The 18597-nt window shown below is 47.3% G+C and carries 5 protein-coding genes; all 5 read right to left on the bottom strand.

Translation table 11 applies throughout. The annotated features are described in order from the left end of the window. Window positions 1-9: 9 nt before the first annotated feature. The 5 genes from EAE91_RS03835 to EAE91_RS03815 all read right to left on the bottom strand — a co-directional run bounded on the left by EAE91_RS03835 (window position 10) and on the right by EAE91_RS03815 (window position 18419). The gene (locus EAE91_RS03835) at window positions 10-3207 is read right to left on the bottom strand and encodes a non-ribosomal peptide synthetase (RefSeq protein WP_214087329.1); all 3198 of its coding nucleotides are present in this window, start codon (window positions 3205-3207) and stop codon (window positions 10-12) included. 28 nt (window positions 3208-3235) lie between these two features. Next, on the bottom strand, window positions 3236-4501 hold the full coding sequence (locus tag EAE91_RS03830; protein WP_214087328.1) for an MFS transporter: 1266 nt from the start codon (window positions 4499-4501) through the stop codon (window positions 3236-3238). Beyond that, the gene (locus EAE91_RS03825) at window positions 4498-16992 is read right to left on the bottom strand and encodes a hybrid non-ribosomal peptide synthetase/type I polyketide synthase (protein WP_247983071.1); all 12495 of its coding nucleotides are present in this window, start codon (window positions 16990-16992) and stop codon (window positions 4498-4500) included. Before EAE91_RS03825 ends, EAE91_RS03830 begins: the two co-directional genes overlap by 4 nt. A gap of 123 nt (window positions 16993-17115) precedes the next feature. Further along, window positions 17116-17913 (bottom strand): 2OG-Fe dioxygenase family protein, encoded by a 798-nt coding sequence (locus EAE91_RS03820; RefSeq protein ID WP_214087327.1) that lies wholly within the window; start codon window positions 17911-17913, stop codon window positions 17116-17118. A 335-nt stretch (window positions 17914-18248) separates the two neighbouring features. Then, on the bottom strand, window positions 18249-18419 hold the full coding sequence (locus EAE91_RS03815) for a hypothetical protein (RefSeq protein ID WP_214087326.1): 171 nt from the start codon (window positions 18417-18419) through the stop codon (window positions 18249-18251). Between the last annotated feature and the right edge of the window lie 178 nt (window positions 18420-18597).

The following is an 18597-nucleotide window of genomic DNA, read 5'->3' as shown; positions in this document are numbered from 1 at the left end:
GTTAAAAATTTAGGTCTGGCTGACGACTTCATTTTCCTGCTGCAAAGCGTTCAATCGTTGTACCAGTTGGCTGACCCTCGGTGCGTTAAATAGATCGCGTAACGTTATTTCAACGCCGAAGTCACTACGCACTCTTGCTATTACCCGCATTGCAACCAAAGATTCGCCGCCGAGCTCAAAGAAATTATCCTCTGGAGAGATATTTTCTAATCCCAACAACTCGGCAAATAGACGACAAAGCGAGAGTTCTTGTGGGCTGGAGGAGCTATTTTCATTGACTACTACACTGTTCCACATGGGTTTCGGCAACGCCTTTCGGTCTAACTTTCCATTAATGGTCAACGGGAAGTGATCAAGCTGCACTATTGCCGCTGGAATCATCGCTTCGGGCAAGAATGTGGCCAGACTGGAACGTATTAACTGTGGTTCAAGTGTAATACCCTTATGAGCAATGACATAACTCACCAACCGCTTCTGTTGACCTTCATCTTCACGCACAATGACCTCAGACTGTACGATATCAGGATGTGCATTTAGCGCCGCCGCCACTTCGCCCAATTCAATACGGAAGCCGCGGATTTTAACTTGATCGTCAGTGCGGCCAAGGAAGTCCAATACCCCATCCCGACGCAATCTTGCCAGGTCACCCGTGCGATACATACGCGCATCTGTGCCGGCAAAGGGATCAGCAATGAAGCGTTCAGCAGTAAGTTCAGGACGATTCAGATAACCACGGGCTACTCCCGCGCCACCCACATATATCTCACCCACAAAACCTACCGGAACCGGGCACTGAGTCTCATCAAGAATATAAATACTGAGATCATCAATAGGTTCACCGATAAGACTTGAGGCAGGCAGCGCAATGACTTCACGTGAAAGAGGGAAATAGGTCACATGTACAGTGGTTTCAGTAATACCATACATGTTGATCAACTGAGGAGCGTTATCAGCGTGCCTTTGATACCACTCCTCCAGGATATGCGTATTCAGCGCTTCTCCGCCAAAAATCACCGTGCGTAGCATCAAACTGTGCCCAAGCTGAGGGGCTTCGCGATCAGCATGGATCAGCGCCTGAAACGCTGAGGGTGTTTGGTTTAACACCGTCACTTTTTCGCTAACTAAAAGCCGCAAAAAATCTGTAGGCGAACGACTAACTTCCCAAGGGACAATCACCAGTCTTCCGCCATTGAGCAATGCTCCCCAACACTCCCAGACAGCAAAATCAAACGCATAAGAGTGAAACATTGTCCAACAATCAGTTGCAGAGAAATTAAACCAGCGCTGAGTACTTTGTAGTAAACGCATCACATTATGATGAGTCACTACCACGCCCTTGGGCACGCCGGTGGAGCCAGAAGTGTAAATGATATAAGCAGGATGTGCCGAAATCAGCGGTTGCAAGCGCTCTTTGTCAGACAGATCAGCAACACTCTGTATTTCCAGATGGGTGAGTAATTCGGGATCATCTAGCAGTAACATGGGGGTATTGGTTGTCAGGCGTTGCACAATTTCACTGGTGGTGATCACACAAGCAGGTTCAGCATCATCAATCATAAAATCAAGACGACTTTGCGGATAATCCGCTTCTACTGGCACGTAAGCAGCACCAGCCTTGATGATAGCCAGCAGTGTCACCATCATCTCAATAGAACGGGGTAAACAGACTACAACACGCTGTTCAGGACCTATTTGTTGAGATACTAAATAGCGCGCCAGTTGGTTAGCACGTTGGTTCAATACCGTATAACTCACATTCTCCTGCTGATAAGTCAGCGCCACACTATCTGGCATGGCAATTGCCTGTTGTTCAAAGCGCGAGGTCAGTGTTTCCTCATTTAATACTGTACGCCGTGCAGGTAATAGGCTGTCTCCTATGTGCCAACCTGGCAATGTCAGTTCACCAATAGGACGTGATATATCCGCCAGCAATTCAGTGATGAAGTGCTGAAAAAGAGATTTTTGCAGGTTAATATCGTGGGGAGTGTAGAGGTTATCATTGGTATCGAGCGTAAACTGCAAATTGCCGCCTTCGTCATGATAATAAATGGTCACAGAGAGGTCTTCTACCGGACCACTGGACAAATTTTTGGTGCGCCCAAAATTACCCGCAAAGCTCACATTGCTGTTAAACAGCATCACATTAATATTCTGCGCAAACAAGCGGGGGGCAGAACCATTTCGCTGTAAATCACGATAGATATCTTCAGAACGATACTGCTGATGTTTGAGTAACTGGCGGATTTCTTGGCTGACCTGTTTACTAATGTCGCCTATGGAATGAGCAGGATCTATGGTCAGACGCAGAGGTAATACATTGGATACCATACCTGGAATAGCGCGTAACGCCCGCCCTGAACGCGCAGTGACTGGCATACCTAAAGTAATATCCTGCTTATCGGTCATGCGAGAAATCCAGGAAGCAACGATAGCAACAATAATTTGTGCCATACTACTTCCATTCTCTTCACTCAGAGCACGCAGGATATCATTGACTTTTGCCGGAATTTCACACTGGGTGCAACTGAATGAACCCAAATCGGCAAACTGACCGGGTTTCGCTCCTACGGCAAGGCTCTGTGGCTCACTTCGGCCTGCCATATACTGTGACCACCATTGACGGTCATGTTGAAAATTTTCCGAGCGACGATATTCTTTATCAAAAGCCAACAGATCGCTCAGAGGTCCGAAAGGATTTTCCAGCTCATCAGCGCCAGTCAATTTCTGGGTATACAGTTCAGCAAGCCGCTGAATCAGCAACGTAGTGCCAAAAGCGTCACTAGCCAGATGATGGACGCGAATAAACAAAAAATAGTGTTCATCACTGATTTTTAGCAGCGCAAAACCAAACAATGGCCCCTGTGTTAAATCCATTGGCCGCACCAATTCAGCCTTCATCCAGATTTCAGCTTCTGTTAACGCATCCACATGGTGAGATAGATCAATAAGCGGGCAGCTCCATTGCAGATTAGTAACGATCTGTTGCTGGGGTCCTTGTGGGTGCTGTACAACCACCACTCGTAAACACTCAGCTTCATCTATCAACTGGGACAATGCCGTGTTAAGTGTCTCAATATCGATAGCGCCTGAAATATCAATATAACAACCCGTGTTATAAATTCCTGCGCTTACATTTAATTGTTCAGCCAGCCAAATTTCCTGCTGTGCCGCGGTCAGGGGGTAATAGGTCCCTTGATGTTGTTTCATAATTAATCCTCACAGGCTGGTGATATTTTTATTTATACAAATTGCGTAATGTGACGTCTGCCTGAGAACCACGCAGCAAAATCAATATGGCGCAGAAGCAAACAACGACAGCAATAACAAAGGGAAACCCTTGAAAATAGAGAGATTGTCCTTGGCGAGATGAAAAATGCAGCAATAACGCTCCCAACAGCGGTGAAACAGTGATAGCCAGACCCAACATACAGTTCTGTGCTCCCAGATATTCCCCTTGTCGCTCATTGCCCGCACGTAATGAAATCAAAGCACGAAGCGTCGAATCGCTGATCAACGCTAGTGCATGCAGAGTAATTGCACCCGCAACAATAAGTGGTGATACAGCCAGGCTATAAGCGATAAACGCCAACATATAGAGTCCGTAACCGATGATCGCTGTGCGGTATTCGTTACAGCGCGCCACGAACATTTTTAGCAACCAAGTTTGCGTTATGATGATTCCGATGCCGAGTCCGGTGAGAGCCAAACCGTTTTCACGTGGCCCCCAGCCCAAACGTATTTCATTGAGTAAGACAAAACAGGCCAGAAAAATGCCATAAGCCACCATGCCAAGAGCCGAAGCATAAACCAGTCGTCTCAGTACCCCATCCGTCGCCAGTAGTTTCAGGCTGCCCAAAGGGTTGGCCCGACGCCAGTCGAACGAACGCCGGTTCTCCTTGGTCAGACTTTCGTTCAGAACGAACATAGCGGCAATCGCGTTCACGGCTGCCAGTGAGCCAGCAATGACAAACGGAAGGCGCGGTTCAATCATACCCAATAGCCCTCCGAAAGCTGGCCCGGCAACCATGCCGAAGCCAAGAACACCACTGACCAGACCAAAACGCGCGGCCCGTTGTGTTTCTGGTGTAATATCTGCTACGTAAGCCGATGCAGCGGAAGTACTGGCGGCGGTGGAGCCTGAAAGAAATATACCGGCCACCAGCCATCCTAGCGATGGTGCTGTTGCCACCAGCGTATAGCTCAGCGCTGTGCCAAACAGTGTTGCAAGCAATACCGGCCGCCTTCCCCAGGCGTCGCTAAGCGTCCCTAACAACGGGGCAAAAAGGAACTGTGCAAAAGCATATAGTGAGACAAATAACCCGATTAATGGCACACCCGCTTCCGGTGGTTGAGGGGCAACCTCCCGCAACAGATCGGGTAAAACGGGAAGGACAATCCCGATACCCAGAGCATCCACAGCCAATGTCATTAGGATCACGGCCAATTGGCGTTTATGCTGGTGGTTTTCAGCAAGGTGAACTGTTGGGGAAGAATCACTCATACTTGTCCTCCTTTTATTATTGATGGAAAGTGATGGATTATCGCTTGCGATACATGCGCCACGTGCTCTTCCATCAGACAGCTATAATGATTCCCCGGCACTTCTGCGATACGAATGGGAAGAGTGGAGAACTTCTCCCAACCCCAGCCATTGGTCTCCCGGATCTCCGGCACAACAACCCCTTTTGGTAAGGGTTCTACCGCTTTTACTAACAGCATAGGAATTGGCAACTGTACGGGTATTGGACGATATTTCGGTGACATATCCGACGCAGCCCGATAGACATTGAACAATCCGTTAATTGAGCCCATATCATTCTGTGCCTGAATCAACGAGAAACGTTTTAGTTGCTCTTTTATATAGCTCAGTAACGCCTCGCGTGGTAATGCACGCATTTCGTTGTCATCCAAGCTGTCGATCATTTCCAATCGGTCAGTGTAGTAGGCAAAAATACCAAGAATAACTTTGGCAATATCAGCATCTTCCTGATACGGAACCGGTGCATAGGGTGGTGCGGCAGAGTCGAGTAGCACCAAAGAACCGATGCTTTCTCCCTCAGCATGAAGCTGTCGTGCCATTTCATAAGCCACCTTGCCGCCCAATGAATGGCCGCCGATATGATATGGCCCCTGCTTCTGTACTGAGCGCAAACAGGCAATGTAATGTGTTGCTATCTCTTCCACCGATTGGTGCGGCGCAGTTTTTCCATCAAGCCCCAAATACTGCATACCGATAAATGGCAGTTCTCGTGGTAATGCCGCTGCCAGAGGCATAAATTGGGTAACGTTGCCGCCCATACCCGGCACACAAAAGAAGGGTGAATAATTACCATCACCGCCGTGATTAATTGGTACCAGGCAGTAGCGGATATGGGCATTATCGGGAGCCAGGCTCTTTTTATCGTCAGATAGTGAACGGACAACACGTGCCATTGTTGGTTGTTCGAGAAACTCCGCCAGCGTCAAACAGTGTTGGAAATGATCACGCAAACGGGAAATCATCTGCGTTGCCAACAGTGAATGACCGCCTAGTTCGAAGAAATCATCTTCCAAGTGAATCGTCTCTTCACCTAGTAGCTCATACCACAATTGACGAACTGCTTCCTCTGGGCTGGCGGAATCAGATATCACTGATAAGTCCTGTAATTGTGTGCGTCGAACAGTAGTAAATTTACTGACAACGATCTGTGCTGCCATTCCGGCGATAGCCAGATCGAAAATAGCGCAGCCCTCTTGATTACTGAGGCCGATCACACTTTCTTGACGGCGTGCAGCATAATTCACGGCCATTCCCACTTCTGCCCAGGTATCCCAGTTAACTGACGTTACCGGTATAGCCTGCTGTCGCCAGTAGTGCGCCACGGCATCAAGATAACGGTTCGCCGCCGCATAGTCGGCCTGACCCATTCCACCTACCAATGAGGCAAGTGAAGAGCACAACAGAACAAAGTCGAGAGGGTCCTGACTAATCGCCGTCATCAGTTGTTGTGTACCACTGACTTTTGCTGCCATCACATGCCGCCAGTCCTGCGACGTGCCATGCTCCAGCAATCCACTGGCTTCAATACCCGCTGAATGAATCACACCGTTGATAGCACCAAATTTTGCCCGCATTTGTGCCAGTGCTTCATTTAATGCTGCACCATCAGCAACATCAGTGCGCAACATCATGATTTCAGCACCAGAATTCCGTAACACATCGAGTAAAGCTTCACTTGCCGCATTAGCTCCTCGGCGGCTCAAAATACCAAGTTTAACCTTACTGCATTTATTGCTGATGTGACGCGCTAGTAACTGACCGATACCTCCCAATCCACCAGTAATCAGATAAACACCGCCATCACGCAGAATTTGCCGACGAGGTATCTCATCAAGCTCAGTAAATGTCTGTAATTCACGCTCACCTTGTTTAAGCTTAATGCTGGTAACCGGAATTCCTTCTGCTGCTTCTTCCGGTTGCATATCCGTATACAGTTCCGTAATCAGCGATTGATATGTAGCAAAAGTGTCATCATCCAGATCGATATGACGAGCAGAACACCCCGGATACTCGGCCGCCAATATTCCGAGCAAACCAAGCGCGGGGGCGGCATTACAGGCTTCCAGCACTTTGGCTGCCTGTAGCCCGCGAGAAATCAGGGTAATATTAAAAACCCTGTGATGACCGGTAAGCGCTTTAATTGCAGCCGCCAGTTGTTCAAACGCGGCCTCTGGTTGAGAAATCCCTGCCGCAGTCCAGCACCAGATAATATGTTCTGGCAGCATTTGTTGCTGTATCAGGCAATCTATCAATCGTTGATAATCTTCGGGCTGATCCTTCCGCAAACTAAAGCGGTAGGTATTCTGTCGCAGAAATTCATCAGCATCTTCAACAACGATACTGCCGGGTACCGCCGCTTGCCATAAATCATTCAGCTCAGCGGCTTGGGCGCCAAAAATCAGCCACGGCGCACGATTCTGTTTTGCTTCGCCTAGCGGCTTCGGCAACCATCGAGGGTAACGACACCACTGTGCTACATTCACCTCATGTGCTGGCTGGCGTGGTAAAGAATTGAACTGCCGTAAATTGTAACCGTGGATTTCAGCCAGCACCTGCTTGCAATTCTGATTTTCATCCCAACTAAATAGTGTTATGTCATAAGTCCGTGGAGCCGTCTCAACCGCCAGACTGTAAAATTCGGCGCGTAATGGCTGATGCAGCGTCAGCGAACCATAATGGAACGGTATTGAAGCATCACCCGGCAACAGGCAGGCATGTAAGAACACTGTGCCCAAGTCGAGCAAAGCAGGGTGTAATGCAATATCAGGCAAATCATCGATAAATGCCTGATTGAGTCGCAACTGTGCCAACGCACAGCGATCCCCCATCCATACACCTGCAATGCATCGCCAACGTGGTCCATAGTCAGCAAATGCCTGATTAAAACGCTCCGGTGCCTCTGCAACTTCTTCAAGCTGCAAATTCCGACTCAACTCATAAGGTGAGACAATCTCTGCTGGTGGAGAGCATATGGCAGTAACATTGCCGCTTGCATGGAGTTGCCACATGTCATCATCACCGCGAGACTCCAGCGTAAAGGCAAAGCTGCGATCAATAGCAGTCAAGCTGATGCGTATCTGACGCTCAACACCTGACGGTAGTATCAAAGGTGAGGGGAAGTAAACTTCACTGAAAGTGGCTGTGCCACCGGGTTGCAATTCGTGAAAAGCACGACGCACTAATTCCAGGCAACCGGTACCCGGTAATACACCTTGCCCCTCGAATATGCGATGTTCATCAATAAACCAGACATTATCATCTAGCTTACAAGTAAACCGTGTGACTCCCTCTTTATCTGATGATGGTGTGAAAGTCGGTAGTTTTCTCCGCTGTGTACCTATGATGGCGGCTGATGTAGTGACAGGATGTTCCAACCAGAGATGTTGGCGTTGGAAGGGGTACACTGGCAGCATAACCCGATGTAATTTGTGTGAATGACCAAATGCAGCCCAATCGATAGCGATTCCTTGCTGCCACAACTGCCCGATGGTATTGAGCAGCACCTCTTCATCCGGTTTTTGCTGGCGAGTATGGCGCATTGTGGTCAGTATCTGAGCTTGACCTGTCTGCTGTAGGTTTTTCAGCATACTGGTCAGCGCACTCCCCGGACCCACTTCAAGCAGGATTGGGTTGTCATGATGGTTCAGTAACGTAAGAATACCGTCATAGAAGCGTACCGGCCGACGCAGATGCTCTCCCCAATAACCAGAATTATCGCGATCCTGTTCACTGAACCAACTGCCACTGATATTGGATATCATCGGAATGGTACTGGATTGTAGCGTGAAGCCTGCGCTGAATTCCCGCATTTGTTGTGCGGCATCATCCATCAATGAACTATGAAATGCATGTGATGTCGTGAGTCGCCGGCAAGAAATACCTGCCTTGTTACACCGTTCTTCCAGTACAGCAATGTTGTCATGGCTACCAGTTATCACGCACTGTTCAGGCCCGTTGATGGCTGCAAATTCACACTCTGGTGCCAGGGAAACTATGCGTTCAGATGATGCCTGTACCGCCAGCATCGCCCCTGTGGGTTGGCGCTGCATGATTGCAGCTCGATTGGCTACCAATGCCAGTGTATCTTCCAGTTCAAGCATACCCCCTACACAGGCCGCAACCAGTTCACCGAGGCTATGACCAATCATTGCTTGCGGTGTAATACCCCAAGCTTGTAGCTGGCGGGCCAGCGCATACTCAACAGTAAACAGCGCAGGCTGGGTATAACGTGTCGCATTTAACCGGCTGATAGCATTATCGCGTTCCGACTGTGGATAAATTAACTGCCTGATATCCAGTTTGATGTGTGGCTGTAGCAGTTCAGCACAGCGATCAAATTGCTGGCGGAATACTCCATCACGCAGATAGAGCGATTGACCCATTTCAATAGATTGACTGCCTTGTCCCGGAAACATAAAAATCACCGCTCGATGCTGTTGTTTGCGACTAACAGTCTGAGTTTGCGGTGATAGTCGGTGTAGTTGGTTGATCAATTGCTCCCGATCTTTTCCTACAACAAAAGCACGCTCACTGAAAACGCTGCGTCCTTGTTGCAAAGTCCCGGCAATATCCGCTAATGGCTCATGACAGGTAGTCAGTGCTACTGCCAAGCGCTCCCCTTGCTGAATCAATGCTTGTGGCGTTTTCGCTGAAATTGGCAGTAGATGCCAGCGTTCGTCATCTAATAGACGGGTATCTTGCTGACGCGGAGCTTCTTCCAGAATAAGGTGCGTATTAGTGCCGCCAATACCGAAAGAACTGACGCCGGCACGACGTGGTTGATTTGTTTGCGGCCACGGACATGCTGTATTGATCACGGAAAACGGAGTCTGTTCGAAGTGGATTGCAGGATTGGGTTGATGATAGTGAATACTTGGCGGCAAAGTCTGATGGCGCAGTGCCAACACGGTTTTGATGACACCCGCTATACCGGCAGCAGCATCAATATGTCCTATATTTCCTTTCACAGAACCTATTGCGCAACTCCCTACAGGCAACATTTCACCATCAGACTGTTCCAGAAAAGCCTGAGTCAGCGCACGTACTTCTATCGGATCGCCTAAAGAGGTCGCAGTACCATGTGCTTCGATATAACTGATACTGGCGGGTGATACACCGGCATTACGCAGCGCGTCTTTAATCACCGAAGATTGGCCGTCAATACTTGGTGCCGTGTAACTCACCTTTTGCGCGCCATCATTATTAACAGCAGAACCTTTAATTACCGCATGGATGGTATCGCCATCTTGCAGAGCAGCGGACAGACGTTTCAGTAATATCATCCCACCACCGCTGCCGCTGGCTGTACCGTTGGCCGCAGCGTCAAATGGCCGACAAAGGCCATCTGGAGACATAATTCCACCACTGACATGGACAAAGCCAACCTGTTGCGGATCGAGTGCTACAGCGCCTGCCAATGCCATATCACATTCACCGCGTCGTAAGCTTTCGCAGGCAAAGTGAATAGCGGTTAGTGATGACGAACAGGCGGTACCAATACTGACAGCCGGTCCACTAAGGTTCAGCTTGTAAGCAGTACGTGTAGCGATAAAATCCTTGTCATTACCTATTTGCCACTGACCAGGGTCGAGATGCATCCGGTCTTTATTTGGCATGACGTTTTCCAGCAGGTAATAATTGAAGCCGCTGCTACCAAAGACCCCCACTGAACGCGGTGTACTATCATTGCCATAGCCAGATAATTCCAGCGTTTCCCATGCCATTTCAAGAAACAACCGCTGTTGTGGGTCCATCACTTGTGCTTCACGTGATGAATAACCGAAGAAACGTGCATCAAACTCCGCACAACCCTCTAGCAAACGTGCTCGTCTGACAAATCGAGGATGACTTAACAGAGTTGGATCAACCCCACGTTGCAACAATTCCTCGTCGGACAACTCCATACTGGCATCATAACCCGCCAGTAATTGCTGCCAAAAAATGTCGAGATCTGGCGCTTGAGGGAAGCGGCCAGTCATACCAATAATCGCAATAGCATTGCTATCTTGAGTCGGAACATCCAACGTTGGTGTGGTTGTCTTTTCCGTGACTATCAGCGGTGTGACTGCAACCGGTGTTTTTTGCTGCGATAGCGTGTCCAGTAGTTGAGCTTGTTGTCGAATGGTGGGATGAGCGAAAAGATCGGTCACAGACAAGTCGCTACCAAACGCTTCATTCAATTGCTGGAATAGCGCCATGACCCGTAGGGAGTGGCCGCCCGCATCGAAAAAGTTTTCGTCATAATCGATCTCATCCCTCTCCAGCAGTTCACGCCAGATAGCCTCAACGCGGCTAAGTGATGACACAACTTTGGCGGGCAAAGGAGAAGATTGATGCTGACCGGCGCGTGTCAGTTTCATTTCAGCCAATGCTTTCAGATCGACTTTTCCCGTAATGCCGGTAGGCAGTGCATCAAGAAAGAACAATGCTGTCGGCACCATGACTTCACTCACCTGTTGGCGTAATGCACTCAGGATCTCATTACGACTGGTTTCACCAACAATGTATCCCGCCAACTCTTTATTCCCTTGGCTATCGGTGATCGCCAGCGCTTCGGCCTGACGTACACCCGGTAGCGAACTTAGGGCGGCACGTACAGCATTCAGTTCAATTCGGTGACCACGGATTTTGACCTGACGGTCAACCCGACCAACAAACTCCAGTGCGCCATCCATGCGTTGGCGCACAATATCGCCAGTACGGTACATGCGAGCCTTTAATTGTGTTGCAAAGATATCGGGTAAAAACACCTCAGCGGTTTTTTCATCCATACCCAGATAGCCCTGTGCAACACAGGTTCCCGCTAAATAAAGTTCACCTATTTCCCCCGGTGCCACGGGCTTTCTCTGTTCATCAAGCAAATAGAAGCGAACATCGCCCATTGGACGCAGCACCAGATTTTGTCCTGCGGCATGATAATCGGTAAGGGATACCACAATCGCACATTCAGTAGGGCCGTATCCATTCATCAGCCTGCGCCCTACAGACCAGCGCTGAGCGACTTCGGGCATACAAGGTTCACCGGTTACGATAAGCACCTGGAGATTAGGCAGCGGTACTAATGGCACTATCGCCAACGCGGAAGGGACAATCCACATATGCGTAATCTGTTTATGTGCCAGCCACTCTGTCAGCTCACTGCCAGGCAACAGTTGCTGTTTCTTACCGAAGACTACGCAAGCACCTGTTGCAAGCGCTGGAAAAATTTCTCCCAACATCACATCAAACACGGGTGAAGAGTACTGCACTATGCGAGAAGAAGGTTCAAGCCTCAGTTCATCGCGGATTGCCAGAATGTTATGGCAGGCACTGCGGTGGGAGACAGCAACACCTTTCGGTTTACCCGTCGATCCAGAAGTGTAAATAACGTAAGCGCAGTCATCCGGCTGACAGACTGCCGCCATAGCCATATAGGGTACATTGGCTGTATCTAATTCATCGATATTAATTGCCGCCAGACCAAGACGCTGGCACAGAGGCGCTGTTTCATTTCGGCACAATATCGCTTTTATTTCCGCATTATCAATTACATATCGATTTGCTGGTTCGGCGTTATCAGGAGCCAGTGGCACAAATACCGCACCGATCCGGTTAATTGCCAGCATTGCGGTGACATTATGTGGATGGTGCCCCATCAAAATGCCAACTCGATCACCACGGCCTACACCTGCTTGTTGTAATTGCTGCGCCACATAGGCCGTCAATGTATCAAGCTGCTGATAACTCAGACTTAATTCATCACTTTCCAGCGCCACATGTCCGCTATGTCGGGACAGGCTTTGCTGAAACAACTGAAACAGTCCTTGTGGCTTGTCAACAACGAGTTCTGGTTGAACATTACGGTCAGAATTAACCGTCAACAAATCAGCCAATGCAGTATCTGGTTTTTCAATGAGTTGTGGCAACATCGCCAGCAAATACTCACTCATCCGTTCCAGAGTGACGGCAGATAACACTCCCGGCATGGCCATAAAGTGAGCGTAAACCTGACCATTTACACGGTTAATTGCCAGCTCCAAATCAATTTTGGCGCGATAGGCCCCCAATTCGACGTCTGAAACCTTCATGCCCCCGAATGTTGCATCGTTTGGTTGATCCAACTCACAGGAAAAAATAGTTTGGAAAACAGGATTTTTACCTGCCACACGAGGTAAATTAAGTGCTTGTACCAAATAGTCGAACGGCAAATCACGATTTTCAAGAATGTCGAGACTAACCTGTCGCGTGTGCATCAGGAGTTGCTGAAAAGTTTGCAACTCACGGCTATTGATACGTACCGGTAAAGTATTAGCAAAGTAGCCAATCAGCGCATCCCATGCAGGTATGGTGCGCAGCGACACTGGTGTGCCGACGATAAGATCTTGTTCACCACTTTGCTGACGCAACAGGAGTGCAAACAAACTCAACCAGACCATAAACGGTGTACAGTTTTGCTCACGAGCCAGTTTCTCTACACCTTCAACATACACGTGGGGAATAACACAGCTTATTGCTGCCGACTCGTCAGTTGGTGTAGTCATATCATTCAGTATCAGAGTAGCTGGCGTATCCGCTAATTGTTGACGCCAGAAATGAATCTGTTGCTGTACTGCTGGCTCAGTCAGTCGAGTACGCTGCCAGCTAATGAAATGCCTATAGTTTGCTTCTAACATAGGTAGCATGGGGGCTTTACCGGCCAGACGTGCCTGATAGCACTGCCGTAACTCATCAAAAAGTATTGCCAGCGAGCGACCATCGGAAATAATGTGATGCAGAGTAATACAAAGCACATGCTCTTGCGGGGACAACGTAAACAGTATCGCACGGATGAGTGGCCCATTGGCGAGATTGAAACTTGCCATCATCTCTTCCTGCAATTTCGATGCCAGCGCAGACTCGCCGCCGGAGATATTTTGTTGACGCAGGGAGAGTGTTAATTCAGGCGCAACCTGATGACTGGGTTCAAAACTGGATGTCCCATCCGGCGCATTTACTTTGCTGACTTGATTGGAGAATGTGGTACGCAATACATCATGACGTTGCACTACATCATTCAGCGCCTGCGTTAACGCACTAAAATGCAGATTACCATGCAGACGCAATGTGAAAGGCACGTTGTAACTGCAATCATCCGGCTGTTGCATGGCAATCAACCACAAACTGCGCTGACCGAATGAGAGTAAATCACTGCCCTGTGAAACGTGCTGCACAGCAACACTCTGTTTCGCGCCGCTCTTTTCAACACCGTCCTTTTCAGTACTGTTTTTTTCAATATCGTCCAGTAACGAGGCTAACCCGACGATAGTCGGATGATTGAAAATAGCGGAAAGTTTAAGCTGAACATTGAATGTCTTATTGATCTGCGTAATCAGATTGGCAGCAATTAATGAATTACCCCCACAATAGAAGAAATTATCTTCCGTACCAATGACTTGAACCCCTAATGTCGTTCTCCATAATGCCAGCAATTGTTCTTCACGGGCGTTAGCTGGTTCTGTCATAGATTCCTGATTTTCTGGTAGTGAGAAATCTGGAACCTGCAAGCGCTTGCGATCAACCTTTCCGTTGGGGGTGGTTGGTAATTTATCGAGAAACACAAAAGCACGCGGCATCATATGGCTGGGTAGCCGCAGGGATAAATAGCCACGTAACTTGTCAGTATCTGCGGATGATACAACATAGGCGACCAACACTTTATTGTTTGTACTGTCATTACAGGCGACAACCGCACATTGGCGCACGTCTGCGTGTTCCAGTAATGCGCTCTCCACCTCGCCTAATTCGACGCGAAAACCGCGAATTTTAACCTGATGATCACTGCGTCCCATGAAATCAATAGTGCCGTCAGCCAGGAAACAGCAAATATCTGAGGTGCGATAAAAACGCATACCACTATTCTCTGCTACAAGACTGTCTGCCACAAAACGGCCTTGGCTATCGAATTTGCCGGTAATAAATTTCTCTGCCGTGAGTTGAGGATTATTGAGATATCCTTTCGCTACGGTAACACCAGCAATCAATAATTCACCACTAACGCCAATCGGCACTTGTTGCAGGTGTTTATCAACAATGAACAGCTCACAGCTAGCCAGCGGCCTGCCTAATGGAATGACTCGCCCGGCTGCCAATGGATGTGTTTCTGGATCAAAAACAGTGCTGTCAATGGTGGCTTCCGTCACACCGTAAGAACCTAGAATACGCGCATCCGGGCGGCAAAGCGCTTGCGCTGCATGCAGCTCATGACCGAACCAGACATCAGCCCCACACACCAGTGTTGATAATCCATCCAGACGTTGCCCATTATCCTGACAGAATTGAATTAATTGACGCAGTACCACAGGAGGAAAATCGCCGAAGGTCACGCTTTCACTCATCATTAAGCGGTGCATTTCAGGGGCATCCAGCAACCACTCACGCGGACACATAACCAAGCATCCACCACAGCCTAGAGTACGACTGAAATCCCCTATACTGAGATCGAAAATCGGTGCAGCAAGTTGTAGCGATACCGGCTCACCGGGTTGGGTGAAACGATAGTCCCGACACCAGGCATGGTACGATGCGTGCAGACTACCGTGGCTTACCTCCACCCCTTTTGGATTACCCGTTGAACCAGAAGTGTAAATAACATAGGCGGAATCACTCTCCTGAACCGGCCAAATTGGTTGCGCTTCCAATAACGCTGGTTGACGAAACAGCCCATCAACTTCTAGCACAGTGGCACGAAAATCAGCTAAACCAACAGCATCTTGTTCACTAGTGAGGATCAGTACTGGCTGTGCATCATTTATCTTATCGGCGAAGCGAGGATCAGCGGGGGACAACGGCACATAAACCGCACCCGCAGAGAGAATTGCGTAAAAAGAGATGACAATTTCTGGCCGGTAGCTCATCAATACTGCAACCCGGCTACCCGGTCCAACGCCACACTGGCGCATCTTCGCGAGCAGGCATTGTGCGTACTCGTCCAGTTGAGCATAGGTGAAACGTTGATCACGCCAAACAATCGCTCGGGTATCTGGATTATTACGCACCTGTGACTTGATGCGTTCAGCTACCGAAATAAATTCTAATACCGGCAGAGGTTCTGACGGCCGGGAGAATCGAGCCAGTGCCTCCAATTCTTCTGGCGGCAGCATGCTACATTTGGCAACAGAACGTTCAGGTTCACTTAACAATGTATCCAACAATTTCTCATAGTGATTCACCATGCGAGTAATGGTCAGGTTATCAAACAAATCAGTATCAAATTCAACCAGACAAAGTAGTGAATTCGGGGATTCTTCTATCGATAACGTCAAATCATATTTAGCAGTGCCAGAATGGATAAATTGTACTTCTATTTCTAGCTCATCTAGTTGCAATGCTTGTCCCGGACTCTTCAAATAATCAAACATAATCTGAAAAACAGGGGGATGGCTCAGAGAACGCACAGGCTGTACCACATCGACAATCTCATCAAACGGCAAATCAGCATTTTCATATGCATCAAGTAATATATCGCGCGCTTGGACCAATAGATCACTGAAACTTATCCCTTCGTTAAAGCGAAAACGCAACGGTAACAAATTGATAAAAAAGCCAAGGCGGACATGTTCATCAACACTGTGACGATTCGCAAACGGACTGCCAATAACGATGTCGTCATCGTGTGAATAACGATTCAGTAATACCGCAAAAGCGGAAATCGCCACCATATAAGGTGTTAATCCATAACGTTGGCAGATTTTAGAAATACGTCCAACGAGAGATAAAGGCAGTGACTTATGATATATCGCGCCACGTCCCCGTTGTTCCAATAGCCGTGGCCGATCTGTAGGTAATTTATGTAGTTCAGGCAATTCCGCTAGCTGTCTTCCCCAATAGCTGCGTAAGCGTTGCCGACGAGCGCTATTCATATGAATATCTGTTATAGAATCACTGACATGCGGGTAGGTAATCGTCGCCAACTTAGGCTGTTGAGCGACTTTATACTGATTATAAGCATGGCTAAAATCATTAAGAAAAACGTGAGTAGACCAATCATCAAATACAATGTGGTGAAGAGTAAATATCAACTGATGATCGTTCTCCTGTCGCCGAAGCAATAAACAACGAAAAGGCAAATCACTACTGAGATTAAAACAATATCTCACTTCGCTATCACAGATTGACTGTATTTTGGTTTCTCGCTCCTCCGAGGAGTAATCGCTGAGATCACTGATACGTAATTCAGGCCACTGCGGATTCAATGTTATCTGCAATTCTCCATTGAGAACATGAAATTGTGAACGCAATACCGGATGACGCTCAATCATAAAAATAATAGTTTTTTCAAGCGCTTCCCTATCTAACGTACCACGCAAGCGTAGCGAAAATGGCACGTTATATAATGCTGAGTCCATATTTCCTTGGCTAATAAGCCATAGTCTGCGTTGAGCAGGCGTTGGTAATAAGAATGGAATGTTCGATAAGGTGTTTGAATAATTACTCACAAAATTTTTCCTAAGATAAAAAGATTCTTGCAGCTTAGTGATTGCCGTAAAAGCTATCATTCTTGGCACTCTTGGTTGTCAGCCACTTTCATGGCAAAAGCGCTACTGGGAACACCTGTCACTCTATTCGAGTGGGGTGAAATCAATCAGAATGATAGTACGGACTCCAACACTGGCGTTTTCATCGCAAATTACCGGATTGATGTAATGACAAATCGCTGCATCATCGATGATGTAGCTATCAAGGGGATCATTAAGGAGAAAGCGAGTTATTTCATGAGCAGGTACTGATTCAAGCTGGCAATTAGCATAATAAGGGGGCGCGATATGTGTTGCACCGCCTTCGACATTGCAACGTTCAATCAAATGTACAGCGGTGAACGGCTGACCGTCACGATGGAAACAGTTAGGCGTAATTTTTGCCGGTTTACCCGGTAGTGCCTGCATTCGGATCAGATGTACACCACACAGTAAATGGGAATAATGCTCTGCCATGCCGGTTAGACTCAGATCGTGCCAAATGAGTTTATTAAGTAGTCCTTTATTCAGTATCTCGTCAGGCATGCGCAGGAATTTACGTACCACACCACCAAATTCAGGTTGATATTCACTTCCCTGATGATAATCAATCCCTATGCTACCATCAGGCTGCTGATAACCGGTTTTCCAATCAATAGTTTCTGTTTCACGGCTCCATACTCCTTCACAATAACTGCGGTGACGTCCACCTTCACCAAATCGATCTAACGGCAGTGACTTCGATAATTCACAGAGAGAGATAAGATCGATTTTTTCACTGTCAGAAAGGTCAAGATCAGTGGCATTGAAAGTGGCAAACCCTTGTTGGTGCAAGCTGTTGCGGATATGTGCGGTAGTAAGACGGTAACTCTCTGGTGCGTTAATAAATATATTCCAGCCCATTATAATATCTCTTTATTAGGGTGAACTAAAATGACACCGTATTAAAATAATTACGATATCTTAGGAAAAACCAGTTAATACTAATTAGCTCAAAAAATTATTTAGTTATATTTGATGGTTTTAAAAAACATCTATTAAGAATATCTCGATTTAGCATAGTCAGTGCAACAACATTGCCATGCTTTTTGTCGATCTACAAAATCAATCAATCAATTTCTGACAAATCAGATAGTAAAGAATATTGCTAGATAAATGAGAGAGATAGTTTTAAATAAATAGTCTGTTAGACAAACCTGCTATATGATAATAACCGTTTTTTGAGTGAATTAATGGTCTTAATAGTATTGCCTTGCTTGCTGGGTGAAACAATAGCACCCTCCTATAATACTTTGAAATTTATCTCCCCTAGCCAGCAACGCATAAGGATTAGCAAAGTCAACTTTTGTATCTAATTCTTCATTGTTCATTTCATGACTCGAAAATTCTAACTCATTATTAAACATCATTATTTTAACCCTTTTTTAATAGGTAAAATGCCTTTACTGTAGCTTCTGCCAATCACATAAGCAGTCCAACAATAAAAATATTTTCACTAAAATTAAATAGAAAATAGATCGCATAGTATACAATGTCAACTTGGGTTTTTATTTTTTATTTGGCAAAGAAATTTTACATATAAACAGG

This window comes from Photorhabdus noenieputensis (assembly GCF_018448935.1).
GTDB classification, from domain to species: Bacteria; Pseudomonadota; Gammaproteobacteria; order Enterobacterales; family Enterobacteriaceae; genus Photorhabdus; species Photorhabdus noenieputensis.
Note: the sequence above shows the minus strand (reverse complement) of the source record. Positions and strands in the feature narration are given on the sequence as shown.

Excerpts from the sequence above, each read along its gene's own strand:
- EAE91_RS03835 (WP_214087329.1), bottom strand. The coding sequence starts at position 3,207 with ATGAAACAACATCAAGGGACCTATTACCCCCTGACCGCGGCACAGCAG.
- EAE91_RS03830 (WP_214087328.1), bottom strand. The coding sequence starts at position 4,501 with ATGAGTGATTCTTCCCCAACAGTTCACCTTGCTGAAAACCACCAGCAT.
- EAE91_RS03820 (WP_214087327.1), bottom strand. The coding sequence starts at position 17,913 with ATGGGCTGGAATATATTTATTAACGCACCAGAGAGTTACCGTCTTACT.
- EAE91_RS03815 (WP_214087326.1), bottom strand. The coding sequence starts at position 18,419 with ATGATGTTTAATAATGAGTTAGAATTTTCGAGTCATGAAATGAACAAT.